Source organism: Flavobacterium sp. GNP011, from assembly GCF_056428925.1.
This window is the reverse complement of the sequence record NZ_JBWJVJ010000006.1, coordinates 152,586-178,361: the sequence shown is the minus strand read 5'-3', so window position 1 is coordinate 178,361 and position 25,776 is coordinate 152,586. Positions and strand designations below refer to the sequence as shown.

General features: G+C 34.2%; 23 protein-coding genes and 2 tRNA genes. 14 read left to right on the top strand and 11 right to left on the bottom strand.

Translation table 11 applies throughout. The annotated features are described in order from the left end of the window. Nucleotides 1–223 precede the first annotated feature (223 nt). Complete coding sequence (locus AC061E_RS07955) at nucleotides 224–2,845, bottom strand: AsmA family protein (RefSeq protein ID WP_478285747.1); 2,622 nt, start codon at nucleotides 2,843–2,845, stop codon at nucleotides 224–226. Nucleotides 2,846–3,031: 186 nt separating this feature from the next. Continuing rightward, nucleotides 3,032–4,792, bottom strand: a complete 1,761-nt coding sequence (gene sppA, locus AC061E_RS07950; RefSeq protein WP_478285746.1) for a signal peptide peptidase SppA — start codon at nucleotides 4,790–4,792, stop codon at nucleotides 3,032–3,034. 134 nt (nucleotides 4,793–4,926) lie between these two features. Here sppA and folK point away from each other — a divergent pair, with 134 nt between their 5' ends. Continuing rightward, nucleotides 4,927–6,072: a 2-amino-4-hydroxy-6-hydroxymethyldihydropteridine diphosphokinase gene (gene folK / locus AC061E_RS07945; protein ID WP_478285745.1), complete on the top strand. Its 1,146-nt coding sequence runs from the start codon at nucleotides 4,927–4,929 to the stop codon at nucleotides 6,070–6,072. On the opposite strand, the gene AC061E_RS07940 is transcribed toward folK, so the two are convergent. Continuing rightward, nucleotides 6,053–6,583 carry an RNA methyltransferase gene (locus AC061E_RS07940; protein WP_158729520.1) on the bottom strand — a complete coding sequence of 177 codons (531 nt, stop codon included), beginning with the start codon at nucleotides 6,581–6,583 and terminating at the stop codon, nucleotides 6,053–6,055. The genes folK and AC061E_RS07940 overlap by 20 nt on opposite strands. A 70-nt stretch (nucleotides 6,584–6,653) precedes the next feature. Beyond that, complete coding sequence (locus AC061E_RS07935) at nucleotides 6,654–7,103, bottom strand: DUF1573 domain-containing protein (protein ID WP_221917786.1); 450 nt, start codon at nucleotides 7,101–7,103, stop codon at nucleotides 6,654–6,656. Between the two features lie 160 nt (nucleotides 7,104–7,263). Between AC061E_RS07935 and mutS the strand changes: the two genes are divergently transcribed. The 5 genes from mutS (at nucleotide 7,264) to AC061E_RS07910 (ending at nucleotide 11,054) form a co-directional block, all read left to right on the top strand. Beyond that, nucleotides 7,264–9,900, top strand: a complete 2,637-nt coding sequence (gene mutS, locus AC061E_RS07930; protein WP_478285744.1) for a DNA mismatch repair protein MutS — start codon at nucleotides 7,264–7,266, stop codon at nucleotides 9,898–9,900. A 143-nt stretch (nucleotides 9,901–10,043) separates the two neighbouring features. Continuing rightward, nucleotides 10,044–10,116 (top strand) — tRNA-Gly (locus AC061E_RS07925). A 15-nt stretch (nucleotides 10,117–10,131) separates the two neighbouring features. Continuing rightward, nucleotides 10,132–10,217: transfer RNA gene (locus AC061E_RS07920), tRNA-Leu, on the top strand. 15 nt (nucleotides 10,218–10,232) lie between these two features. Continuing rightward, the gene (locus tag AC061E_RS07915) at nucleotides 10,233–10,628 is read left to right on the top strand and encodes a GIY-YIG nuclease family protein (RefSeq protein ID WP_478285743.1); all 396 of its coding nucleotides are present in this window, start codon (nucleotides 10,233–10,235) and stop codon (nucleotides 10,626–10,628) included. 75 nt (nucleotides 10,629–10,703) lie between these two features. Further along, complete coding sequence (locus AC061E_RS07910) at nucleotides 10,704–11,054, top strand: DUF1508 domain-containing protein (RefSeq protein ID WP_221917784.1); 351 nt, start codon at nucleotides 10,704–10,706, stop codon at nucleotides 11,052–11,054. Between the two features lie 132 nt (nucleotides 11,055–11,186). Here the strand turns inward: AC061E_RS07910 and AC061E_RS07905 are convergent, their stop codons facing one another. The 4 genes from AC061E_RS07905 to AC061E_RS07890 all read right to left on the bottom strand — a co-directional run bounded on the left by AC061E_RS07905 (nucleotide 11,187) and on the right by AC061E_RS07890 (nucleotide 14,597). Next, a complete protein-coding gene (locus AC061E_RS07905; protein ID WP_086455137.1) occupies nucleotides 11,187–11,411 on the bottom strand; it encodes a PG1828 family lipoprotein in 225 nt (74 codons plus the stop codon). 195 nt (nucleotides 11,412–11,606) lie between these two features. Next, entirely contained in the window at nucleotides 11,607–13,781 is a 2,175-nt protein-coding gene (locus AC061E_RS07900; RefSeq protein ID WP_478285742.1) for a S46 family peptidase, read from the bottom strand. A gap of 77 nt (nucleotides 13,782–13,858) precedes the next feature. Further along, nucleotides 13,859–14,026, bottom strand: coding sequence for a DUF8622 domain-containing protein (locus tag AC061E_RS07895; protein ID WP_478285741.1), 168 nt, complete (start codon nucleotides 14,024–14,026; stop codon nucleotides 13,859–13,861). Between the two features lie 115 nt (nucleotides 14,027–14,141). After that, nucleotides 14,142–14,597 carry a GNAT family N-acetyltransferase gene (locus AC061E_RS07890; protein WP_478285740.1) on the bottom strand — a complete coding sequence of 152 codons (456 nt, stop codon included), beginning with the start codon at nucleotides 14,595–14,597 and terminating at the stop codon, nucleotides 14,142–14,144. Between AC061E_RS07890 and AC061E_RS07885 the strand changes: the two genes are divergently transcribed. The 4 genes from AC061E_RS07885 to AC061E_RS07870 all read left to right on the top strand — a co-directional run bounded on the left by AC061E_RS07885 (nucleotide 14,589) and on the right by AC061E_RS07870 (nucleotide 19,093). Continuing rightward, the gene (locus tag AC061E_RS07885; protein ID WP_478285739.1) at nucleotides 14,589–14,867 is read left to right on the top strand and encodes a hypothetical protein; all 279 of its coding nucleotides are present in this window, start codon (nucleotides 14,589–14,591) and stop codon (nucleotides 14,865–14,867) included. The genes AC061E_RS07890 and AC061E_RS07885 overlap by 9 nt on opposite strands. Before the next feature lie 238 nt (nucleotides 14,868–15,105). Beyond that, a complete protein-coding gene (locus AC061E_RS07880) occupies nucleotides 15,106–17,109 on the top strand; it encodes a S9 family peptidase (RefSeq protein ID WP_478285738.1) in 2,004 nt (667 codons plus the stop codon). 160 nt (nucleotides 17,110–17,269) lie between these two features. Further along, nucleotides 17,270–18,364, top strand: a complete 1,095-nt coding sequence (locus AC061E_RS07875; RefSeq protein ID WP_478285737.1) for a sensor histidine kinase — start codon at nucleotides 17,270–17,272, stop codon at nucleotides 18,362–18,364. A gap of 6 nt (nucleotides 18,365–18,370) precedes the next feature. Next, the gene (locus tag AC061E_RS07870) at nucleotides 18,371–19,093 is read left to right on the top strand and encodes a LytR/AlgR family response regulator transcription factor (protein WP_086453683.1); all 723 of its coding nucleotides are present in this window, start codon (nucleotides 18,371–18,373) and stop codon (nucleotides 19,091–19,093) included. A gap of 55 nt (nucleotides 19,094–19,148) precedes the next feature. Here the strand turns inward: AC061E_RS07870 and AC061E_RS07865 are convergent, their stop codons facing one another. Next, nucleotides 19,149–20,375, bottom strand: a complete 1,227-nt coding sequence (locus AC061E_RS07865; RefSeq protein ID WP_478285736.1) for a 3-deoxy-D-manno-octulosonic acid transferase — start codon at nucleotides 20,373–20,375, stop codon at nucleotides 19,149–19,151. 221 nt (nucleotides 20,376–20,596) lie between these two features. Between AC061E_RS07865 and AC061E_RS07860 the strand changes: the two genes are divergently transcribed. From AC061E_RS07860 to AC061E_RS07850, 3 genes are all read left to right on the top strand, one after another. After that, nucleotides 20,597–21,727 (top strand): DegT/DnrJ/EryC1/StrS family aminotransferase, encoded by a 1,131-nt coding sequence (locus tag AC061E_RS07860; RefSeq protein ID WP_478285735.1) that lies wholly within the window; start codon nucleotides 20,597–20,599, stop codon nucleotides 21,725–21,727. 64 nt (nucleotides 21,728–21,791) lie between these two features. Further along, the gene (galE, locus tag AC061E_RS07855) at nucleotides 21,792–22,805 is read left to right on the top strand and encodes a UDP-glucose 4-epimerase GalE (RefSeq protein WP_478285734.1); all 1,014 of its coding nucleotides are present in this window, start codon (nucleotides 21,792–21,794) and stop codon (nucleotides 22,803–22,805) included. A gap of 120 nt (nucleotides 22,806–22,925) precedes the next feature. Continuing rightward, entirely contained in the window at nucleotides 22,926–23,123 is a 198-nt protein-coding gene (locus tag AC061E_RS07850; protein WP_478285733.1) for a hypothetical protein, read from the top strand. 350 nt (nucleotides 23,124–23,473) lie between these two features. Here the strand turns inward: AC061E_RS07850 and AC061E_RS07845 are convergent, their stop codons facing one another. Next, nucleotides 23,474–23,725 carry a hypothetical protein gene (locus AC061E_RS07845; protein WP_478285732.1) on the bottom strand — a complete coding sequence of 84 codons (252 nt, stop codon included), beginning with the start codon at nucleotides 23,723–23,725 and terminating at the stop codon, nucleotides 23,474–23,476. A gap of 456 nt (nucleotides 23,726–24,181) precedes the next feature. Between AC061E_RS07845 and AC061E_RS07840 the strand changes: the two genes are divergently transcribed. Then, nucleotides 24,182–24,703, top strand: coding sequence for a hypothetical protein (locus AC061E_RS07840; RefSeq protein WP_478285731.1), 522 nt, complete (start codon nucleotides 24,182–24,184; stop codon nucleotides 24,701–24,703). 191 nt (nucleotides 24,704–24,894) lie between these two features. On the opposite strand, the gene fabD is transcribed toward AC061E_RS07840, so the two are convergent. Further along, the gene (fabD, locus tag AC061E_RS07835) at nucleotides 24,895–25,767 is read right to left on the bottom strand and encodes an ACP S-malonyltransferase (protein WP_478285730.1); all 873 of its coding nucleotides are present in this window, start codon (nucleotides 25,765–25,767) and stop codon (nucleotides 24,895–24,897) included. Between the last annotated feature and the right edge of the window lie 9 nt (nucleotides 25,768–25,776).

The following is a 25,776-nucleotide window of genomic DNA, read 5'->3' as shown; positions in this document are numbered from 1 at the left end:
GGCGTATCCTTTTTTTAAAATTGAAAAAATTTTAAAAAAAGGTCAGGCTGTTCGCTATATCTTTTATTCCGCTTGGACTCCATAAAAGGATGCCGCTGTCATCCTTTACGAACGCAAACCCGTTGCAGCAGCACGCCTACACTAGGAACTGTAGCGAAATTACAAACAAAAAAAAGAGGAATTTCACTTAGTGAATTCCTCTTTCGTATTTTATAAAACGTTTCTAATTTACTTTAGTAGTATCTACAGCTTTCTTTTTCTTTTTGAACAGTCCGTTAAGCAAATCGGCTGCTTTTGCTTTTACTTCTTCTTTTGTAGCAGGTGTACTTGGCGTAGCTGTTTTTGTAGTATCACCTGGTTTTTTATTCTTGTTGATATAATCTGTAATTGCGGAGGTTCCTTTTTTAACCAATCGGTCTTTTTGTTGGTTTACCAGTTGTGTTGTAAGCTTAGTGACTGCCGTCTTTACATCAGTTGTAATTCTCGGATTAGTAAAATTACCAACTAAAGATGCATTTATAGGTAAATTCTCTAGTTTGGCAGCATCAGCAGGTGTCAGTTTGGCTAGTAACGCATTGGCCTCCGAGCCTAAATATTTTGCGGGTACATCAAATTTTAAAGTATAATTCATGCTTTGGTCAAAGCCATGAGTTCCACCCACAGTAGCTTTGATGTCTTTGTATTTAATATCAAATGGCTTCACATTTACCTTTCCGTCCTTGAACGTGATGGCTGCTTTAATGTCATTCAAATTGATTTTGTTTACATCAATAAATTTGATGTTAGACCCAATTGCTTTGAGCAAAGTAGAATTATTTGAGTTTACAGTAGATGACAACAATTGACCCAATAAGTCTCCGGTAAGTGTTTTTAAATCGGGTGTGAATTCAGTTGCATCTAGATTTCCGTTTAGTTTAATGCTGGAGTTCAGCTTCCCGTTGATGATACCGGCAATAGGAGCAATTTTTTTCAGCATGTCTAACTGTGTAAACGATTGTGCAATATCTACTTGATTTAATTTCAAATCCATATTAAAAACAGGTGTTTTCCCTTTAGTAGAAACGGCACCGTTTACGCCAATAGTTCCTCCAAAAATAGATGTTTTTACGTTTTCAAGGGTAACTTTTTGATCCCTAACAAATAATTTTCCAGAGACATCTCTCAGCGTAAGGTTGTCATATAAAACCGTAGTAGCTTTTGCGGTAAGCGTACAATTTAAGAACGCAGGAATCTTCATGGCATCGGCTTTTTTAGCTGTAGCTGCTTCGGTTTTTGCAGGTTCGCCTGTCGTCATAAAATCATCAACAGCTATTTGCTTTGAAACCATATTGAAATTTCCTTTTAGTTCTTGATTTCTAAAGATAAATCCGTAAAAATTCTCTAAAATTCCACTTACACTAATGTCGCTTTTTCCTGTTGTAGCATTCAATTGTTTTAAATTTACTTGGCTAGGATTGAACTGAACCACTGCCGTGCTTATGTTCATTGTTTTTCCGTTTTCGTCAGCGTATTTAAAACCAGATAAACTCATGTTACCGGCATTCTTTATTTTTTCATAGTCGCTTTTCTCTACAGATTGCATGTCAAATTTTGTAGTAACATCAGCCTTTAAAATACCTGATAATGGTTTGTCAAGTTTGATAGGATAGGCCTTAGAAAGATTTGCTAAGTTAATAGTTCCTTTTAATGCGGCATCAACTAGTGCGTTTTGCGTCACGTTTCTAATATTGGCTTTGGCATTAAATACATCCTGATCAATTTGAAATGAGAGTTGGTCTAGGTTTACATAAGTGTCATTAAGAATCCCTGTTTCGTTGATAATTTTGGTGTCAATTACAATTTTATCAACTGATTTAGGCAAATTCGGATATTGAAACGAAGCATTGTTTGAGGCAATGGCTATGTTAAACTTTGGAACAGTAGTCTCAGAGTACAACCCTTTTGCAAAACCAACTATGGTGAAATCTCCAGTAGTTTTTACATTGTCCAGACTAGCGGCGTAGGCTTCAGGGATAATCCCTAAGAAGTTTTTGAAGGACGAGGTAGGTGTTTTAAACTTTAAGTCATATTGTTGTCCGTTTGGCATTATTTGTATAAAACCATCAAATTCTAACGGCAATTGATTGATTAAGGCTTTGTTTTCTTTAAACGTATATTTGCTTTGCGCCAAATCAATTCCTAAAACGGCATCTAGTGTCAAGGCAACCTTATTCATGTAGTTTACTTTGTCCAGGTTGAGAGAAATTTTGGCTGTAGTTTTAGTGTCTAAGTCTAATTTTTGAGCAGCAAAATCTCCTGTTCCTTCATGGTTAAGGCTATCAATGACCATTTTAATTTTAGAACTTTCATCAAAATAACGAAATTGAAAGTTCTCAATTTTATAATCTTTTATTTTTAAAAGTAATGGACTACTTGGACCTTCTTCTTTTGCTTTTTGATCTTTGAGAGCAATATCAAAGTTGCCAATTCCATTTTTATTGAAAATGATATTAATTAATCCATTTTTAGAGTAAATACCATCAATAGCAATGGCTTCTTTTTTATCTTTAAAAAGTTCTTTGATAGACATTTTTAAGTCGATTTCTCCCAGCGAAACAAGAGTGTCACCTTCAAAGGGAGCTTTGTTGATTATGACTAATTTTTCTAAGGTTACATTTGCATTTGGAAAATTTTTAAAAAGACTTAAATCTGCTTCTGCAAAGGTTACTTTGGCATCTACATTGGCGTTGATAGCCTCAGATATTTTTGCTTTTATCTGGTCTTTAAATAAAAACGGTGCTGCAAATAGTGTTACTACCAAAAGCAATAAGAGGATTCCAATGATTTTTAAAATTTTCTTTACCATAATGTTTTAGTTTTTAATGGGATAAGACCAAGGAAAATTTTGGTCAACTCAATACAAAAATAATGGTTTATTAGGTAAATTGTATGTAATGTTTTCATAAAACCCAAAAATCTTTATTATTTGAAAATAAAAAAATCCGCTCGAGCATCATACTCAAGCGGATTTTGTAAGCTTTTGATTTTTTATTTACCTAATGTTGATTTCATATGGCAACATGGCTTGAACACCTTTTCGGCCTTGAAGTTTTTTTATTTCCTGCATCACACGGTAATTTTCTTCTCCAATTTCTTCTTTGATAAAAGCAGCTTTTGATGTCGCAAATGGGAATCCAGCAAATAAATCCTCAAAGTTTTTCTCGTATTCTGGATAATTTTGAGTACTGTAAGTCTTTATTTTGGCAAGCTTAGCAGCATTTGCAATAGCATCATTTAGACCACCTATTTTATCTACAAGTCCTATTTTTAGTGCTTCAGATCCTGTCCAAACTCTTCCTTGGGCAATGGCGTCTACTTGAGCAAATGTCATTTTACGACCTGTTGCTACATGTGTTACAAATGTTTTGTAAATGTGTTCTACACCTTCTAAGGTCACAGCTTTAAAGTTTTCGTCTAATGGTACAAATGGACTGTAATCAGCGGCATTAGCATGCGTTTTAACTTGCTCGGTATATATTCCTATTTTTGTTGCTAGTGGCGTGAAATTAGGTAAAATTCCAAAAACTCCAATAGATCCCGTAATGGTATTTTCTTCAGCAAAAATAGTATTGGCGTTACAAGCGATGTAATATCCACCAGATGCTGCGTAATTCCCCATGGAAACTACAATAGGTTTTACTTTTTTGGTCAATTCTATTTCTCTCCAAATCAAGTCAGACGTTAATGCACTTCCACCTGGACTGTCTATTCGTAAAACAATTGCTTTTACGTCTTTATTATTTCTGGCTTCCTGCAAAGAGCGACGCATAGATCCTTCACCTATTACTGTTACATCTCCTTCGCCACCCATAATTTCTCCCTGAGCATAAATAATTGCAATTTCATTTGAGCTATCTTTTGATAGGGAGGTTGTGGCTACTTTTTGTGCATAATCAACAACAGAGATGGTGTTGTAATCTTTGTCTTGATCTACTTTTAAAATTTTCTTAATGGCGTCATGATATATATCCTCGTAGGCAATAACGTCTACTAGTTTTTGTGCTTTTGCCATTTCTGGGGTTCTAGCTTGTAGTCCATTGGCAATTTCATTTAGCTTTGCCACTGGAATATTTCTGCTTTTTGAAATGTCATTTACAACAGAATTCCAAACAGAGGTTAACAAAGCTGTAGTTTGCTCTCTATTGGCGTCACTCATCTTGTTTTCAAGAAAAGGTTCTACGGCACTTTTGTACTTTCCGTGGCGGATTACTTCCATTTTTAGTCCTGATTTTTCTTGGAAATCTTTGAAAAACATAATTTCGGATGAAAGACCTTTAAAGTCCAGTTCTCCAACAGGATTGATGTAAATAGGACTCGCAACAGAGTTGATGTAGTACTCTTTTTGAGAATACGAATTGGCGTAAGCCATAACAAATTTTCCTGATTTTTTAAAACTTTCTAGTGCATCGCGCAAGGCTTTGCTTTGTGCCATACCCAATCCAGAATTGCTATTCAGAATAGATATTCCCTTAATATCGTCATCATTTTTTGCTTCTTCAATAGCATTTAATATGTCAATCAAGCCTATGGTTTTATTTTCTGAGAAAACGGTAACCCAAGGATCTTTGTATTTCCCTGCATAATCATTTTGTATATTTCCTAAATCCAACTCGATAACTGAATTATTTTCAACTACTACTCCTTCGGATTCACCACCAAAAATGGCTCCAAGCAGAACAATGCCAAAGAAAAACAACATGAAAAACACAAAAATACCAATGATGGTAGCTAATACATTTCCTAAAAATTTCATACTTATATTTTTTTAATAAGTCTCTGAAACCATCGTATTGTTACACAATTGGGAGACTTTTTTATGTTTATTATTTTATGCATAGCTCAATTTGATATAATTCTAAAATTCTTTTAGTTAATTTGCACCCCATTATGAAATCACAACATCAAGTCATATTATCCATAGGAAGTAATCAAGGAAATCGAAAGGAAAATATCCTTCAATGCCTGCAGTTAATACATCAAGAGGTTGGTACAATTATCAAAACTTCTAAGTTATATGAATCACCCGCTTGGGGTTTTGAGAGCGAAGCTTTTTATAATTGTGCCGTACTAATTCACACGTATCAAGCGGCGCATAAAGTTTTGAATCAGGTTTTAAAAATTGAAAAACGTTTGGGACGTGTTCCTAATCTATCAGCTGAATATCAATCTAGAGTAATTGATATTGATATTGTTGCTTTTGATGATGATGTAATAGCTACTGAAAAGCTCCAAGTACCACATCCTTTAATGCAAAATAGGAATTTTGTTTTGGTTCCCGTTTTGGATCTAAATCTAGATTGGAAACATCCGGTTTTACATAAAAATATTTCGGAGTTGCTGGAGTGTACTCCAGACACAAGCGCTTGCGTGTACGTACAAGATCTTGATGAACCGTTGCGTAACATTCCGCTAGAGCGTTATAATTACGTAGCTTTTGAAGGGAATATTGGGGCTGGAAAAACAACCTTAGCATCAAAAATAGCGGAGGATTTTAATGCTAAAACAGTTTTAGAACGATTTGCCGATAATCCTTTTTTACCCAAATTTTATAAAGATCAAAACCGTTATGCCTTTCCACTAGAGATGTCTTTCCTTGCCGATAGGTATCAACAATTATCAGATGACTTGGCTCAATTTGATTTGTTTAAAGATTTTTTAGTAGCGGATTATCATATTTTTAAATCGTTGATTTTTGCCAAGATTACCCTTGCTGAAGATGAATACCGTTTGTATCGCAACTTGTTTGATATCATTTACAAAGAAATGCCTAAGCCAGATTTATACGTTTATTTATATCAAAATTCAGAGCGCCTGCTGCAAAACATCAAGAAAAGAGGACGCAGTTATGAGCAAAAAATCCCAGCCGATTATCTAGATAAAATAAATAGTGGTTATTTAGATTACATTAAATCTCAAACAGATCTCAATGTTTTGATCATTGATGTATCTGATAGAGATTTTGTTAAAAATCAAGATGACTACTTGTTTATCTTGAGCGAAATTCAAAAGAAGATCAATACTGGAATTGTTTAAATAAATCCCAAACTACAATTCCAGCACTCACAGATATGTTTAAGGAATGCTTGGTCCCAAGTTGAGGAATTTCAATACAACCAGTACATAATGCCACTGCTTCTTGTGAGACACCATGGACTTCATTGCCAAAGACTAAAGCGTATTTTTTTTCTTTTTCAACTTCAAAATTTTGAAGAAAAACAGCATGCTCTACTTGTTCAATAGCTAGAGTAATCACATTTTCATTGTTTAATTTCTCTATAACTTCTAAGACACTATCATAATGTTCCCACGCAACAGTGTCTGTAGCGCCAAGTGCTGTTTTATGAATTTCTTTGTTAGGAGGAGTGGCTGTAATGCCGCACAAATAAATTTTTTCAATTAAAAAAGCATCTGCGGTACGAAACACAGATCCTATATTGTGCAAACTTCTAATATCATCTAACACCAATATCAGGGGTGTTTTTGTAGATTTTTTAAAGGTTTCAATTGATTTACGTTCGAGTTCACTGTTTTCTAACTTTCTCATGGTGTGGAATTATTCAAAAAAAAAGCTTCCAATTTTAAAGGAAGCTTTAGAGTATTTGTTGTAAAAAGAATTAGCTTTTTGATGTTTCAGCTGCTAAAACGTTTCCTTTGATAGTAAGTGTTTTAGTAGGAACAACTGCGTTTGATGTTAACGTAATTGTTTTTGTAAACGGCTGTCCTCCTCTTGAAGTGTCATATTTCACTCCAATAACTCCTTTTGCTCCAGGAGCAATAGGCTCTTTAGGGTAAGTAGGAACCGTACAACCACATGATCCTTGTGCATTTGTAATGATCAATGGTTTGTTTCCGTTATTTGTAAATACAAATTCTCTTCTTCCATCAGAGTTGTGAGCAACAGTACCATAATCAATGGTTTCACTTGCAAAAAGCATTCCTGCTCCATTTACTTTCGTAGTAGCAATTTTAGCTTTTACAGCTTTCAATTTTTTTGTAGTTTCTTGTGCGTTCATACCTGTTATCCCAAAGGTAACTAGCATAGCTAAAGCAATTATTTTTTTCATGTCAGTATAATGTTTAATTGTAAGTACAAATTTAAATAAAAAATTATATGTTACATCTAAAAATTATATTAAAATGAATACTTTAGTTTGAATTGCGTTCAATTTTGTTTAAAAATCTATAAATTCGCCTAAATTTTAATTACCAAATACCTCAAGAAAAGTGGCATCTAAAGATAAAGTAGTTAAGGAAACACCGTTGATGAAACAGTACAACGAAATAAAAAGAAAGTACCCAGATGCTTGCTTATTGTTTCGTGTGGGTGATTTTTATGAAACCTTTGGTGAAGATGCAGTGCGGGCTTCAAAAATCCTTGGAATTGTTTTGACCAAGCGTGGCGCAGGATCCGAAACTGAAACAGCTCTTGCTGGTTTTCCACATCATTCTTTGAATACTTATTTGCCTAAGCTTGTCAAAGCAGGTTTGCGAGTAGCAATTTGCGATCAGCTTGAGGATCCCAAAATGACCAAAACTATTGTAAAACGTGGAGTTACGGAACTTGTTACGCCAGGAGTTTCAATGAACGATGAGGTTTTGCAATCTAAAACAAACAATTTTCTTGCGGCAATTTATTTTGCCAATAAAATCATAGGAATCTCTTTTCTGGATGTTTCAACAGGAGAGTTTTTAACCGCTCAAGGCAACGCCGAATATATCGATAAGCTGCTTCAAAATTTTAGCCCCAGTGAGGTTTTGATTCCAAAAAATAAGAAAGGGGAATTTAAAGAAGCTTTTGGCGAAGACTTTCATAATTTTTATCTGGAAGATTGGGTTTTCAAGGAAGATTATGCCTTTGAAACGCTCACAAAACATTTTCAAACCGTTTCTTTAAAAGGTTTTGGTATTGAAGATTTGAACGAAGGTATCATTGCATCTGGAGCCATATTGTATTATTTGTCCGAAACGCAACATAATAAGGTGCAACACATAACTTCCATACAGCGTATTGCTGAGGATGCTTATGTATGGATGGATCGCTTTACCATTCGCAACTTAGAGCTGTACCAAAGTTACAATCCAAATGCGGTGACCTTACTTGATGTGATTGATAAAACGCTTTCGCCAATGGGTGGAAGGCTACTCAAACGATGGCTAGCTTTACCTCTAAAAGACGGTCATAAAATAAAAGGCAGGCATCAAGTGGTTTCTTATCTAAAAGAGAATCAGAGTGTTTTGAAGAACATTCAAAATCAAATCAAACAAATATCCGACTTAGAGCGGTTAATTTCTAAAATTGCTGCTGGCAAAGTGTCGCCACGCGAAGTGATTTACTTGAAAGAATCTCTGGATGCCATAATTCCCATAAAAACACTTGCTTTACAAAGTCAGCAAGAAGCAGTAAAAGTAATAGGGGATAGCTTGCATAGTTGCGATTTGCTTCGCGAAAAAATTAAATCGGTTTTAAATCAAGATGCTCCTGTGGCTATTGCCAAAGGAAATGCTATTGCGCCAGGAGTTCACGCTGAGCTAGACGAGTTGAGAGCCATTTCAACTTCAGGGAAGGAATTTTTAGAGGGCATTGAAAAACGCGAATCACAAGCAACGGGGATTTCGTCATTAAAGATCTCATTCAATAACGTTTTTGGCTACTATATTGAAGTGCGTAATATGCACAAAGACAAAGTGCCTGTAGAATGGATCAGGAAACAAACACTAGTCAATGCAGAAAGGTATATTACGGAAGAACTAAAAGAATACGAAACGAAAATCCTAGGCGCCGAGGAAAAAATTCATAAAATAGAAGTCGAATTGTTTGAGCAATTGGTGAGTTGGATTGCAACGTACATCAAACCAGTTCAAATGAACGCTAATTTAATTGCACAACTAGATTGCTTGTGCTCTTTTACTCAGTTAGCTGTTGAGAATAAGTATGTTTGCCCTGAACTTGATGATAGTTTTGAATTGGATATCAAAAACGGAAGACATCCAGTGATAGAAAAACAATTGCCTGTAGGAACGCCTTATATTGCAAATGATGTTTTTCTGGATCGAGAGACACAACAGTTAATTATGATTACAGGACCTAACATGTCTGGTAAATCAGCAATATTAAGACAAACTGCCTTAATTGTACTTTTGGCTCAAATGGGAAGTTTTGTCCCTGCCGAAAGTTTACGAATGGGAATTGTAGATAAAATATTTACAAGAGTAGGGGCAAGTGATAACATCTCTATGGGTGAGTCTACTTTTATGGTTGAAATGAATGAAACGGCATCTATCTTGAATAATATTTCAGATCGAAGTTTAGTTCTATTAGATGAAATTGGTCGAGGAACCAGCACCTATGACGGAATTTCGATTGCTTGGGCTATAGCCGAATTTTTACACGAACACCCATCTCAGCCCAAAACTTTATTTGCTACGCATTACCATGAATTGAATGAAATGAGTGAGTCATTAACACGCATACAAAATTACAATGTGGCTGTCAAAGAATTAAAAGACAATGTTCTTTTTATTCGAAAATTAGTAAAAGGAGGAAGTGCACACAGTTTTGGGATTCATGTAGCCAAAATGGCTGGAATGCCTCAAATAGTGATTTTAAAAGCCCAAAAACTACTCAAGAAATTAGAGCGTAACCATTCTAGTGATGCTTTAAATGGTACTAAAACCTCAAAGCAGGGATCAATACTAAAAGGAGAACCGGAGGAGCCAATGCAAATGAGTTTCTTTAATCTTGACGATCCTTTACTCGAAGAAATAAAAGAAGAGATCATTAGTCTTGATATTAATACCATAACGCCTATGGAGGCATTAATGAAACTCAATGAAATTAAAAGAATGTTGACTAGAAAATAATTTATGTTTTTTAGTGGCACGTTATCAGATTGTTATCTTTTTTGTTTGATTTTTTTGCAAAAAAGGCTTGTGTAATCCAATAAATGTCTTAAATTTGCATCCGCAATACAGAACAAGTTTTGCGGTTCTTTTAAATACAAAATGCGAAAATAGCTCAGTTGGTAGAGCGCGACCTTGCCAAGGTCGAGGTCGCGGGTTCGAGCCCCGTTTTTCGCTCAAACACCTCTTAATGCTCGGATGGTGAAATTGGTAGACACGCTGGACTTAAAATCCAGTGAACAGCAATGTTCGTGCGGGTTCAAGTCCCGCTCTGAGTACAAAAGCTCCAAACTATGTTTGGAGCTTTTTTTATTATATATTTTAAATCAATGTATTTCATTTATATACTTTATTCTCAAAAATTAGATAGGTATTATGTTGGAACGACCGATGATGTTGATAAAAGATTAGTTGAACATAATTCTGGATTGTACAGTAATTCATTTACTAGCAAGGGAATTCCTTGGAATTTAAGATTATGTTTTGAATGTGACTCAAGTACAACAGCATATGATTTGGAGCGTTTTTTGAAAAGAATGAAATCGAGGGTTTTTTTGGAGAAAGTGATTGTTGATCCAGGTATTTTATCAGATATTCAAAATAAATTACAAGATCTGCGGGTTCAACTCCGAAGCTTCGGAGCCGCTCTGAGTACAAAGCTCCTTCGTTTGAAGGGGCTTTTTTTATGACCTTTTTTTATTGCTGATTATCTGTGGTTTTAGTTGTTAGTGGGTTAATTGTTTTTTATCTTTTTAATAATATGTATGGGTGCTTTTGTAATTAGTAAGCGGTATAATGAGGAGTATAAATTTGTTTTTACTTCTAGAAAAGGGAAGGTAGTTTTTACAAGTTTGAGTTATGAGTTGAAGTTTGAATGTGAGGAAGCCATTGAGCAATTTAAACTTAAAAGTGACACTGCTGATTTTTTAAAGTTCAAATCTACGTCAGGGAAATTTTATTTTAAGCTTATGCTTGAGGGGAGTCATTTTGCAACAAGCAGAAAGTATACCACGTCCTTGCGTCTTCAAAAAGGAATTGATGAAATTGTACGCTATGCATCGGTGTCAGAAACGTTAGATTTTACGTCGAATGATTTGATATTTTTAGAAGATTAAACTAAATATTGTAAACTAAAAAAGAGCGCTTGGAATCAAATCCAAGCGCTCTTTTTAATTGTGACTGTACTCCATTAAAAAAGCCATCTCGCAAGGCGGATGGCTCTTAAAATTTTTAGAACTGGGTTCTAATTATTTTTTTGCAGCTTCAGTAGCAACTTCAGCAGCTTCAGTAGCAGTAGCAGCAGCAGAATCAACAACAGTTGCAGCAGAATCAACTACAGCAGCAGCAGAATCAACAACAGCAGCAGCAGAATCAACTACAGCAGCAGCATCCTCAGCAGGAGCATCAGCTTTTTTACAAGAAACAACAGTTAATACAGCAACAGCAGCTAAACTTAAAAATACTTTTTTCATCTTAATTTAATATAAAGGTTAATTATTAATTCGTGGCAAAGATATAAATTTTTTAATATGTAAAATATTTTTTTATTTTTTTTTTGAAAAATAATATACTTTTTACCAACACTGTATTAGATTACAATTTTTGTGCCAATTTTAATAAAACAAACGGTGTTTTTCTTGTTATTAATTTTTGAGCAAAATCTGACTTTATTTTGTGTTTAACTTTTTTGTTGTCAATCTTTTACTTTTTTTTGGGTGTACCAGTTTCAACTCATTGATTAGATTTTTCGCCCCAGCGTATTTATCCATAATGAAGAGCACATAGCGGATGTCTACCATGATGTTTCTACAGATACTTGGATCGTAATAGATATCACTCATTGTACCTTCCCAAACACGGTCAAAGTTCAAACCTATCAAGTTACCACTAGCGTCTAGAGCAGGGCTTCCTGAGTTGCCTCCAGTAGTGTGGTTTGTACCTATGAAACATACGGGCATTTTTCCGTTTTCAGCATACTCACCATAGTCTTTCTTTTGATACAAATCGATCAGTTTTTTTGGAACATCAAACTCGTAGTCACCTGGAATGTATTTTTCCATTACACCATCTAAATACGTTATTGGGGTGTACAGTGTAGCATCTTTGGGTTCGTACCCTTTCACTTTTCCATAGGTAACACGCAAGGTACTGTTTGCATCTGGAAAAATTCTACTATCGGTATTGAGTTCTACTTGCGCCTTCATATACGTGCGTTGCAATGCCGTAATCGTTTGGTTGATTTCGTCATATTTAGGAGCTACAAGTGTGTTGTAACTATCTGCAAGTTCTTTTGCTAAAAGATATCCAGGATCTTTATTTAAATTCGCTAGAACGGTCGGCACGTCTCCAGTTAATACTTCTTTTAAGGCGCTGAAACTAGTTAATCTTGAATTGGTGTATATTGTTGTAGCTAAATTTTTGGCGTCAATATTTTCTAAACTTTTCGGTAAAAATTGTTTTGGAGATTTTGTAGCGTACAATGCTATCAATTGTTCAAAAACTTTTTCGTCAACGGTAGCATTGAAGTTTTTATAAAAATCAGTTAAGCCGCTAACTAAATTATTTTTTCGATCCGTAAAGGCTTGTTCCCCTTTGGATTTGTATACTTGTTCTAATTGATACAATCTGAAGGCGGTACTCAATAGTTCAGTATTGCGTTGTACGGTTTCCATAAAGTAATCTCTAGCTAAAGCGTAAGGAGCAATTGCTGTGTAGTTTTTATCAAAATCAGCAAGTAGGGTTCCGTATTCTTTTTCTTTACCAGCTTTAGTGATTTTTTGCTGAAAAGCTTTTTCAGCCTCTCTTTTTACTGCTACAGCATTCGATTTTTGAAGTCCTTGTGTCTCACCAATCCATTTTTTCCAATAATTTGCAATGCTGGCATATTTAGAAGCATATTGAATTTTAATAGCATTGTCTTTACGCATGAATCCGTCGGCTACTTTTAAGGCTTTATCGCGTATTTCAATCTTTGCAGGATTGAGTTCGTTGACAATTTGTTCGATGGCTACAGAAGGTAGGTATTCATTGGTTTTTCCTGGATAACCAAAAACAAGGGTAAAATCATCTTCGGCAACACCGTCAAGCGAAATAGGTAAGAAGTGTTTTGGAGTGTAAGGGACATTGTCTTTGGAGTATTTTGCGGGACGATTATTTTTATCGGCATAAATACGGAATAGCGAAAAATCTCCTGTATGACGTGGCCAAACCCAATTGTCGGTGTCAGACCCAAATTTCCCTATTGATGTAGGCGGCGCACCAACCAAACGCACATCAGAAAAAGTTTCTGTTACAAAAAGTAGGTATTGATTGCCTTCGTAAAACGTACGGATTTTATTTTCCTGCCAAGACTCTTTCGGGAACGAAGCGCTCAATAGAGTGATGTTTTCTTGAATCTTTTTTTGTTTGTCGGTTTCGTTTGCTAGTGTCGCTGTACCTTCAAGTATCTGTGTAGTTACGTCTTCAATTTTCACCATAAAAGTAACAGTCAAATTTTCGTTTGGCAATTCGTCTTCCATTTTATAGGCCCAAAATCCATCAGCTAAATAATCTTTTTCAACTGATGAGTGCGATTGAATTTGAGAATAACCGCAGTGGTGATTGGTAAGTAATAAGCCTTTTGGGGAAATCACTTCAGAAGTACAGCCACCGTTAAAATGCGGCACTGCGTCTTTCATACTAGACTGATTTACATCATAAATGTCTTTGATTGACATTTTCATGCCAAGATTCTTCATTTCGGTTTCATTCATTCCTTTCAATAAAGAGGGAATCCACATGCCGCCTTGTTGTGCTTGTGTTTGAATGACAAATAGTAATAAGAATAATTTTAAAAATTTCATTAGTATATAATTTAGTTTGAAAAAAGTGTGATACAAATTGATTATTAATAGGAACGATAATGTAATTAAAAAGTGTTTTAGTGGCGTTTTCCTTTCCACGTGCCACCATATCTGTAAGTGGGCAATAATTTTGATTTTTCGCAGCAAGATTGATAAACGAAAATCCAATTTTTTCCTGCTTTAATTTGAACCCGAAACATAGTATCGGCTGCTATAGAGCAAATTTCACATATTTTGGTTTTCATTTTATTAGCTCAATAGATTCGCTTCATTTTTAAAAGTAAAACTAACTTTGAAAAGGTTTCTACAAAACGAATCGGTTTAGTAAAAGTTTTAAAAAGTCCGTGTTTGATTATTTTATTAGCAATTACAATCGGTTTTAAGACGCATTAATTTTCGATTATGCATTTCAAAACCGCTGGCAAGATACAATTTTTGTGCTTTTGTATTGTGTGGTTCTACCTCAAGATAGATCAGTTTTAACGATAATTTATGGCTTTCGGCTTTTACAAAATCCATGGCTTTGCTGCCAATGCCTTTGCCTCGAGCTGTTTCTGTGACGAATAATTCATCTAAAAAAGCAATTTTTCCTTGGTATTCAAAACTAAACACAAAGGTTAGAATAAGGTAACCTACCACTTGCTCTTGCCTATAGATCAACCAAGCTTTTCCAAAGGACGGATTGTCTATAAATTGATCTAATAATTCTTTTGTCTTTTCAATAGCAATAGGGTAGTTGTCAATTGCATAAAAATCTATCATTAGCTTACCAATGGTAGCAATGTCCTGTTTTTCTATCGGTTTAAAGTGAATCATAGTATTGTTTTTGGTGGTGTAAAGGTAGCTGATATAGTATTTGGTAGGGCAATAACCGTTCGTCATTTCGATACAACCGTTCGTCATTTTTCGATAAAACAACAGCAGAAGCCGTTCTATATTTGTCTCATCAAAACAAACAAAAACAATTTAAAACAAATAAAAATGAGAACAGAAATTTTAAAAAAAGGGTTAGTCGTAGTAAAAGCGGTATTAGGTTTTTTAGTAGGCTTTGCGCTATATTATCTAGTTAAAATGTTAATTGCCTAAATTGAAATTGGCGTAAGCAGTTCTATCATCAATCAATCAATCAATCAATCAATCAATCAATCAGGAATAAAAAAGTATGAAAACAGAAATTTCAAAAAAAGGGTTAATTATAATAAAAGCAGTTTTTGGTTTTATAATAAGTGTTTTGCTGGTTTATTTAATGAAATTAATAATAGCCTAAAAAATAGATTATCAATCAAAATCAATCAAAATCAATCAAATCAAATCAATCAAAATCATGAAAAAAAATATCATAGTACTTGCGTTAGCAATAATGGGACTGTCAAATGCCAATGCACAAACAGCTCAGCCAGAAACAAAGAAACCCGGCGATGTATCGCTACCTTCGTCAAAAGAAGAGCTGGAAAAGTTAGCCGCTTTTGAAAAAGGAACGTATAAATATAGCGTAGAAGATTTCTTCAAAAAAGCGAAAGCATCTAGTTTTCAACTTTCGCCAGATGGTAAATTTCTTTCTTACAAAGAAAAAGATGCGTCAGGAAAAAATCATGTGTATGTTAAAAACACTAATACAGGCGAAGTACTTTTAGCTATCAAAGAAAAGGAGGAATTAATTAAATGGTATTCTTGGATTAACAACGAACGCTTGGTGTATGCCATGGATAAAGGTGGGAACGAAAACTACCAAATCTTTGCCACAAGTCTTGATGGATCCAATACCATCAACTTAACGCCTTATGAGGGTGTCAAGGCAGCTCCTTTAAAAACGGTTGAAGGACAAAAAGATTATTTAATCATCACGATGAATAAAGATAATCCGCAAGTCAATGAACCATTCAAAGTAAATGTGAAAACAGGACAATTGGAAAAATTATTTACAAACGATGATGCGAGTATTCCAATTATAAATTACGATTTTGATGAAAACGGGAACTTAAAAGGATTTCATCGTATGGTAAATGGTGTTGAGAAACATTATTTCTATAAAAGTAATGGCTCTAAAACATTCGAATTTTTCAATAAAACAGATTGGGACGAAAATTTTAGTGTGTTGTCTTTTAATTACGCAACACCAAATCCAGATGACGCGTACTTGTTGACTAGCTTAGATTCTGACAAGGCTAGACTTGTTTTGTATGACTTTAAGGAAAAGAAAATTTTGAAGGAAATATATTCAAACGAAACCTATGATGCTACTATCTTGAGTTTGTCTAAAAAACGAAACTACGAAATTGATTATGTGGGTTTCAATGGTGAAAAAACGGAATTAATGCCGGTAAGTAAAACTTTTAAAAAGTATTATGAAAAATTCAGAAAAGAATTTGGAGACAAACAAATTTATATTGTAGGCCAAACGGAGGCTGAGGACAAGTATTTGATACTAGTAACCAGTGATAAGGTACAAGGAAAATATTATCAGTTTGATGTTCGCGAAGATAAAATAAAATTCCTATTCGATTTGGTACCGCAATTACAAGAAGAGGATATGGCTAGTATGAAGCCTATTACTTTTAAAAGTAGAGATGGTTTGACTATTCATGGGTACATTACCTTACCTAAAGAAGCATTAAATGGTAACAAAGTTCCCTTAATCGTGGTGCCGCATGGTGGACCTGCTGGAGTGAGGGATTCTTGGGGATATTTGGCCGAAGACCAATTGTTTGCTAGTAGAGGCTATGCTACCTTACGCGTTAATTTTAGAATTTCGGGAGGATACGGAAAAGAATTCATGAGAGCTGGATTTAAACAAATTGGAAGAAAAGTAATGGACGATATTGAGGATGGCGTGCAATATGTAATGAAACAAGGCTGGATAGACAAAGACAGGATAGCTAGTTACGGAGCGAGTCATGGTGGATACGCAACGCTTATGGGACTTGTAAAAACTCCTGATTTATATGCTTGTGGAGTAGATTATGTTGGTGTATCTAACCTTGAAACGATGATTGCTTCTTTTCCTGTACACTGGAAACCGATGATGAAAACGATTACTGAATCATGGTATGATGTAGATAATCCAGCTGAAGCTGAAATAGCTCGTTCAGTATCGCCTATTTACCATGTTGATAAAATTAAAAAACCATTGTTTGTGGTTCAAGGAGCAAATGATGTGAGAGTTACTATCAAAGAGGCAGATCAAATTGTAGCAGCACTACGAGCAAAAAACTTCTACGTTCCTTATATGGTAAAATACAATGAAGGTCATGGTTTTGTTAGAGAAGGCAACAGAATTGAGTTGTACAGATCAATGATGGGCTTTTTTGCACAATACCTAAAAAAATAAAAATTAATTTAAAAAGTTTACTTTTGGCGGAGTAGTTTTACTTCGCCAAAAGTTTTAAAGGAGTAGTTTAATTTAAAACCTAAAATGATGGTAAAGCTAATTTTGATTACAGTTATAAAGATTGCTGAGTACTGTGCGGCACTAATTTCATAATAAAACAATGAAAACGAATTCAATAGAAAAAATATCAAAAAGAAAAAATACGTTTTGGATCATTCAAATTGTGATCTGGACCATTGTACTAGGCTTTATATTTATACCTCCAATGTTAGACCCTAAAAGAAATGTTTTAAGATATGAAAAATGGCAATTGGTTTTGGATTATGTATCTTATACTGTTGCTATCCTTGTTGTGACCTATTCTGTACGGTTCTTTTTTAATAAATATATTGATTTTGAAAGTTTTACGAGAAGAGATCTTTTTAAAATAATTGTAGTGTTTGTGATCTCAATCGCTATCTATTATTCATTCGTAATTGGGTATAACTATTTGATGCTTACATATGTGTATAAAAGGCCAGAAGTTTTAGATCACCCTAGCCAAAGTTTATTGGCAAATATTGTATTTATCATTTTGTTTTCTATTTTGTTTTTTTTGTGGATAATTTCATATACTGTTGTTAAAACAATTTTATTACTAAAAGACAATAAAATGAATCGGTTAGAATTAGAGTCTACGCTCAAAGAGTCACAGATTAATGCTTTAAAAGGACAAATTAATCCGCATTTTATGTTTAATAGTTTAAACAATATCCGCGGTTTGATTCTGGAAAACCCAATGAAATCAAGGGAAATGATCACGAGATTGTCTGAAATGCTGCGGTATTCTTTGACAAAAAGTGAAATCAACACCATTGCACTTGAAGAAGAAATTGAAATGGTTGAAAATTTTATTGCCATTTCAAAAATTCAACTGGAAGATCGATTGCAATTTATTTCAGAAATAGAAGAGGAGACTTTAAAATTGCCTATTCCGCCCATGATCATTCAAATGTTGATTGAAAATGCCATAAAACATGGAATTTCGCAACTAAAAAACGGCGGTATTTTATTGTTGAAAATCAAAAAAGAAAATACCAATTTACATATTCAAGTTAAGAATACAGGGAATTTGTCTCAACAAACAGGAACTACACAATTAGGTCTTAAAAATATTCAAAGAAGATTACACTTAATTTACGGCGAAAACGCCACTTTTTCACTTAATGAAATTGAAAATGAAGTCATTGCTAAAATAACATTACCTATTTCTTAGTAACCGATGAAAAAAATAAAAGCTGTCATAGTCGAAGATTCTCGTTTGGCTCGCAATGAGCTAAAGGAATTAATTAAAAACCACCCTGAAATTCAAATTATTGGTGAAGCCGAAAATGTAGATTTGGGTTTTGAACTCATCAACAACACGCAGCCTGATTTGCTTTTTCTGGACATCAACATGCCTGAAAAAGATGGTTTTGCCTTGCTTGAAATGCTCGATAATGTACCTATTACGGTTTTTACAACCGCCTTTGATGAGTATGCCATCAAGTCATTTGAATACAATGCGCTCGATTATTTATTAAAACCAATCAATCCAAAAAGGTTTGCACAAGCGATAGAAAAAGTAAATACCAACTTGATCGAAAGAGCCGAAAAAAATGAGAAGAAACTAGCTTTAGACAATCAGATTTTCATCAGAGATGGTGAAAAATGTTGGTTGGTAAAAATCTCAGATATTTATTTGTTTGAAGTTGATGGCAATTACACCAAAGTATTTTTTCAAAATGAAAAAGCCACAATCAATAAATCATTAAACCAAATTGAGGAAAAACTTCCCGAGAAATATTTTTTTAGAGCCAATAGAAACCAAATTGTAAATGTGCAATACATTGGTAAAATTGAAACCTGGTTTAGTGGAAATCTTTTAGCAGAACTTCCAAAAGATATCAAAGTGGAAATTTCCCGAAGACAAGCCAGCAATTTCAAAGACAAGCTTAGTTTGTAGCTGCAAAAAGTTTAGCAAAATTAAAAAAACGATTTTTTTTGGTTTAAATTCGGTCTTAAATTCGACTCACAATCATCTGCGTTGCGCCTTTGTTCATTTGTACAAAAGTGCTGCACATATGTCCTTTTTCGTGACGGATGTCTTCATTTCGAATTAAATTTTCAAAAGCTTCGTTCAGTTCTTGTTGATTGTTAATGGCAGTAGATGCTTCCATGTTTACCAATGCGATTGCTTCTGCAAAATGCGAATAGTTGGAACCAATAACGATTGGAACACCAAAAGTAGCTGGTTCTAAAACATTGTGCACTCCAGGATTTCCAAAGCCTCCACCCACATAAGCAATATCAGCATAACTGTAAATTTTGGTTAAAATCCCAATGGTGTCAATGATAAAAACGTCAAAATCTGCTAGGTTTTTATTTTCTTTTTCAGAGAACAAAATAGTTTTTCGGCTGATGCTGTTTTTGAGTTTTTGAATTTGCTCGTCTTTAATATTGTGAGGAGCAATTATAAATTTCACATTCAAGGCAGTCGAATTAATGAAGTTTACAATGAAATCTTCATCCTTTGGCCACGAACTTCCCACAACAATTGTAGCGGTGTTGTCTTTAAATTGAGCAATAAAACCCAGACTATTGTCTTTTTCTAAAATAGTTGCCACCCGATCAAAACGCGTGTCACCAGACACAATAACATTGGTTTTACCTAATTGCTGCAGTAGTTTTTTAGAACTTTCATTTTGTACAAAAAAGTAAGTAAAAGCATCGAGCGCTTTTCTGTAAAAGCCGCCGTACCATTTAAAAAAGGCTTGATTTTCTCTTAAAATTCCAGAAATCAAATACGTTTTTATGTCGCGTTTTTTAAGTTCGTTTAAGTAATTCGGCCAATATTCGTACTTGATAAAAAACACCATTTCAGGATGAACGAGGTCAAGAAATTGTTGTGCATTATCTTGTGTATCCATTGGTAAATAAACAGTAACATCAGTTACAGTATTGTTTTTTCGGACTTCGTAACCCGATGGCGAAAAAAAAGTAAGCACTATTTTATGACCAGGAAACTGTTGCTTGATTTTTTCAATCACAGGCAATCCTTGTTCGTATTCGCCAAGGGATGCGGCATGAAACCAAATGGTTTTATCGGTTGGATTTAGATGCTGTTCAAGTTGCGGAAAAACACCTTTTCTGCCGTCTACAAAAAGTTTCATTTTTGGACTAAAAAGCGCCACAATTTTTAAAAGAAAACTCGCAACTAAAACTAATAAATTGTAGATAAAAAGCATGGCTAAAAATTTTGGGCTAAAATACGTTTTCTTTAAATGAATTTCTAACGCATCATTTTTTTAAATTTCAAGATTGCGTAGTTTATTTTATTGTATTCCCCGCTTTTTAAGAAACGTTGTATTGGTATCAAGACATAAATAACTATTTTTGTTCTTCGTTTTAAGAAAGAAACCAGAATGTTATCGCGGCTTCTCTTTCGAACATTAAACTGAAAATCGAAATGAAAAAAATCCAAATGGTTGACTTGAAAAGTCAATATGAAAAAATAAAAGATGTTGTAGATGCTTCTATTCAAGAAGTATTAGACACCAATACGTATATCAACGGACCAAAAGTGCACGAATTTCAAAAATCACTAGAGGAATATTTAGATGTAAAACACGTAATTCCTTGTGCCAATGGTACTGATGCCTTGCAAATTGCAATGATGGGATTGGATTTAAAGCCTGGTGATGAGGTGATCACTGCCGATTTTACTTTTGCAGCCACTGTTGAAGTAATTGCATTGTTGCAACTAACTCCGGTTTTGGTTGATGTAGACATGCACAACATGAACATCTCTATTGACGGGATTCGTAAAGCCATAACTCCAAAAACAAAAGCGATTGTACCGGTTCATTTATTTGGACGTGCGGCCAATATGGAAGCGATTATGGCTATTGCCAAAGAACATAATTTATATGTGATTGAGGATAATGCACAAGCTATTGGAGCTAATTGCAAGTTCTCTGACGGTACTAAAAGGAAAGCAGGAACAATTGGTCACGTAGGGGCTACTTCATTTTTTCCTTCCAAAAATTTAGGTTGTTATGGTGATGGTGGTGCAATTTTCACCAATGATGATGCTTTGGCTCACAAATTACGCGGAATAGTAAATCACGGTATGTACGAGCGTTACCACCACGATGTTGTGGGTGTAAACTCAAGATTGGATAGCATACAAGCAGCAGTTTTGAATGCTAAATTACCTTTATTAGATCAATACGGAAAAGCCAGACAAGATGCAGCGCGAAAATATTCAGCGGCTTTTGAAGGACACAAAAATATAATTGCACCAAGTATTTGTGATATTTGCGATTGTCACGTTTTTCATCAATATACTTTAAGAATTCTTGATGCAGATAGAAATGGCTTGATGCAACATTTGTTAGACAAAGGGATTCCTTGTGCCATTTATTATCCTATTCCGTTGCATTCGCAAAAAGCATACGCTGATAATAGGTATAATGAAGAAGATTTTCCCGTAACCAATCAATTGGTTAAAGAAGTGCTTTCTTTACCAATGCACACAGAATTGGACGATGAGCAAATAGAATTCATTACATCGAGTGTTTTAGAATTTTTAGGATAATTGTAGAGACGCGATTTATCTCGTCTTTTTTATGAAATAAAATTTAATAATATATCAATAAAGTATGAAGATACTAGTAACAGGAGGTTTAGGATTTATAGGATCACATACCGTTGTTGAATTGCAAAACGAAGGATTCGAAGTTGTGGTCGTTGATGACTTATCTAACACTTCTTTGAATGTCTTAGATGGTATTCAAAACATTACGGGCGTAAAGCCCACATTTGAAAAAATTGATTTAAGAGAGAAAGATAAAGTTCAAGATTTTTTTAAAAGACATCAGGATATTGCAGGAGTAATACATTTTGCGGCCTCAAAAGCGGTGGGCGAAAGTGTTGAAAATCCGTTGTTGTATTATGAAAACAACATCAGTGCTTTGATTTATTTGTTGCAAGAATTACAGAAAAAACCAGAAGCCAATTTTATTTTTAGTTCCTCTTGCACGGTTTACGGTCAAGCCGAAACGATGCCGATTACTGAGAATGCGACTATTCAAACTGCCATGTCTCCATATGGAAATACCAAACAAATCGGTGAAGAAATTATCACTGATACAGCCAAAGTAACCAATATCAACGCTATTTTGTTGCGTTATTTCAATCCTATTGGGTCACATTCGTCAGCTGAAATTGGAGAATTACCATTGGGAGTACCGCAAAACTTAGTGCCTTTTATTACGCAAACAGGAATGGGTTTGCGTGCAGAATTATCGGTTTACGGGAACGATTATCCTACGCCTGATGGTACTGCCATTCGCGATTATATTCACGTAGTCGATTTGGCGAAAGCCCATGTTATTGCATTACAGCGCTTATTGAATAAGAAAAATGAAACCAAAGTGGAGACGTTTAATTTAGGTACCGGTACCGGAAGCTCTGTTCTAGAAGTTATTGAAACTTTCGAGAAAGTAAGCGGGAATAAGTTGCCTTATAAAATTGTAGGTCGGCGAGAAGGAGACATCACATCAGCTTATGCCAGTACTGAAAGAGCTAATCAGGTTTTAGGTTGGAAAGCACAATCAACACTAGAAGAAGCTATGGCAAGTGCCTGGAAATGGGAACAGAAAGTTCGTTTATAGCGTTAGATTTTAGAGACGCTCTTGCTAAATAGAATGAAAATCCTGAATTATCGCGATGATAATTCAGGATTTTTTCTTTTCAGTAATTTGTTGTAAATTCGTGAAACTAAGAAATGAGTCATGGATGTTGAAAAAAACAAATCTGAAAATAGTAAAGCCGAAGAGCCTTCAGTAGGTTATGAAACTTCAAAAATTAGGTTTAAGGGAATTGATAGAGCCAATTTTAATTTTGATGAAGAAGTGCAAAAAGGTTTGACTCCCGAGGAATTTAAAGTTGAGATGTATAAAAGAATAAAAGCCTATCCTTGGAAAAAGTAATTTTTAAGGAAGAAATTCTACTATATTTTGATGAATTGATTTCTATACTCTTCGATCAAGAATATTTTAGTTACGAAAAGAATGCAATACTTTATGTTGATAAGATTGTAGATTTTATTATCCTAGAAATTAATAGTTTTCCGCATAAATCAACTCCACAAAAACTCCGTCATTTAGGATCAAACTATATTTTTTACAAAGCGAATAATCGAACTACTTGGTACATATTCTTTGAAAAGACAAGATTCTATATTTTTAATAACAGGGATTAGTAATAATCATTGTAAGGAAGCTAAGAAACTGTGAGAAAAAGTAAAGCCAAATCGGGACAGATTTGGCTTTTTTATGATTTATTTTTTTGCTGCGTCTTTCATTTTAGCAGCTGCTTCATCTAATTTTGCGGCACCTTTTTCAAGCGCTTTGCCAGTTTTTGATTGTAAGGTATCTACAGCCTTGTCCATTTTTACAGTGGCAGTATCTATTTTTGCTTCTAATTCAGTACCTACGGCATCTTTTGCCTCGTCTAATTTAGCTTTCGTTTCTTCTTTACAAGAAACCATTAATGCAGCAATGCATACTAGGCTTAAAAGTGTTTTCTTCATGTTTTGTTATTTTTAAATTTTTATAAATTTAGTTATGGAGATATAAAGATAAAAAAAAGTCTTTATAAATTTTTTTTGAGACGACTATTTTGTTGATATGAATTAGTTTATTACTTTCAATGAGATTGCTTTAATTCTAAAAGAGATTTAGAAAATTTGAATAATGATTTGAAAATAATTCAATTATATTTGTTTTGATAATCTATTATAGATTGCTATACTAATGAAACTAGAATTCTATTAAATAAAAAAATATCATTTAAAAAAAACAATATTTTAACAGATATATATTACGATTGTGACAAAGATGAAGTTAGCAAAATTGTTTGGTTTTTAAAAAATAATTTATCAAAAAAGCCAACACAATTAAATTATCAGCTAACACATTTTTACTTTAATGCATAATATAATATTTCTATTGATATAGAAAAAAAACTTCAAACCATTGCGGATTTGATGAGAATTCACCTTTTTATTACTGAACCTATTAAAGTGATATTACTAAACAATATTGATGCTGGAAAATTTCAAACGATAGATGGACTAAACTGTATTTTTATAAATGCTAGTACTGTCAATCAGACGTTTAAACAGAAGGTAGCCATTTTGGCTCACGAAATGTCTCACTATCATTTGATTAGAAAATATGGTATAGAGAAGAAAAGCGAAAAAGAAAATGAATTATTAACAGAAATTAATGCGATTTATTGTGGTTTTGGGTTTTTATTATTAGAAGGTTATAAAGTAAATGAAGTTAAAAAAGGTAATGAAATTTTTAAATCAAAGGTTGGGTACATAGACACTAAAGTTGTTAAAGAAGCAATTGTACAAACGGCCTATATTAGAAAGCAAAAACCTCAATGGATTATTGACAACGTACAATTTAATTATAAACTTTATTTTTATTTTAGGTTGTTTAAATTATTTATAGTTTACAAAAAGGCAGTAAAAAAAAGCATCGATAGAAATAAAATGTAAAGAGAAGTTAAAACTTTCTGTTGTATGTTTTTAGAAAAAATTGTTTTGTTTTTTTATCAAATAATCAAGATTATTTGATTTCGTAATTGTAAATAGTCATATTGAAGAAGTTAAATAGTTATTTAAAACAAAAAATCCTCACATACTTTACGTTTATGAGGATTCGATTCTAAGAATTGTGATCTAAATTTCTAAGCATTCGCAGTAACTGCTTCTTTATTGATTTTTCCAATTAATCCAGCAAGTACTTTTCCAGGACCAACTTCGGTAAATAAGGTTGCTCCGTCCGCAATCATTTGCTGTACAGATTGCGTCCATTTTACAGGAGCGGTTAATTGAATGATTAAATTTTTCTTGATTTCATTCGGGTCCGAAACGGCACTTGCAGTTACGTTTTGGTACACCGGACATATTGGTGTTGAAAAAGTTGTAGCTTCAATAGCTGCTGCTAATTCTTCACGAGCTGGCTCCATCATCGGGGAGTGGAACGCACCACCTACTGGTAAAATCAAAGCTCTTTTGGCACCCGCTTCTTTCATTTTTTCGCACGCTAATTCAACAGCTTTGTATTCACCAGAAATCACCAATTGACCCGGACAGTTGTAATTGGCAGCTACCACAACACCATCGATAGAAGCGCAAATATCTTCAACAATTTTGTCGTCTAAGTTTAAAACAGCGGCCATAGTTGATGGAGTAATTTCGCAAGCTTTTTGCATTGCCAAAGCTCTTTGAGAAACTAGCTTTAAACCGTCTTCAAAAGACAAAGCGCCATTAGCAACAAGTGCTGAGAATTCGCCAAGAGAATGTCCCGCTACCATTTCTGGAGCAAAATTTTCTAGAGTTTTAGCTAATATTACAGAGTGTAAAAAAACTGCTGGTTGGGTTACTTTGGTTTCTTTTAATTCTTCGGCAGTTCCTTCAAACATGATATCGGTGATGCGGAATCCTAAAATTTCATTGGCTTTTTCAAATAATTCTTTTGCAAGTGGATTACTCTCGTATAAGTCTTTACCCATACCTGTAAATTGTGCGCCTTGACCGGGAAATACGTATGCTTTCATGTGTTTATT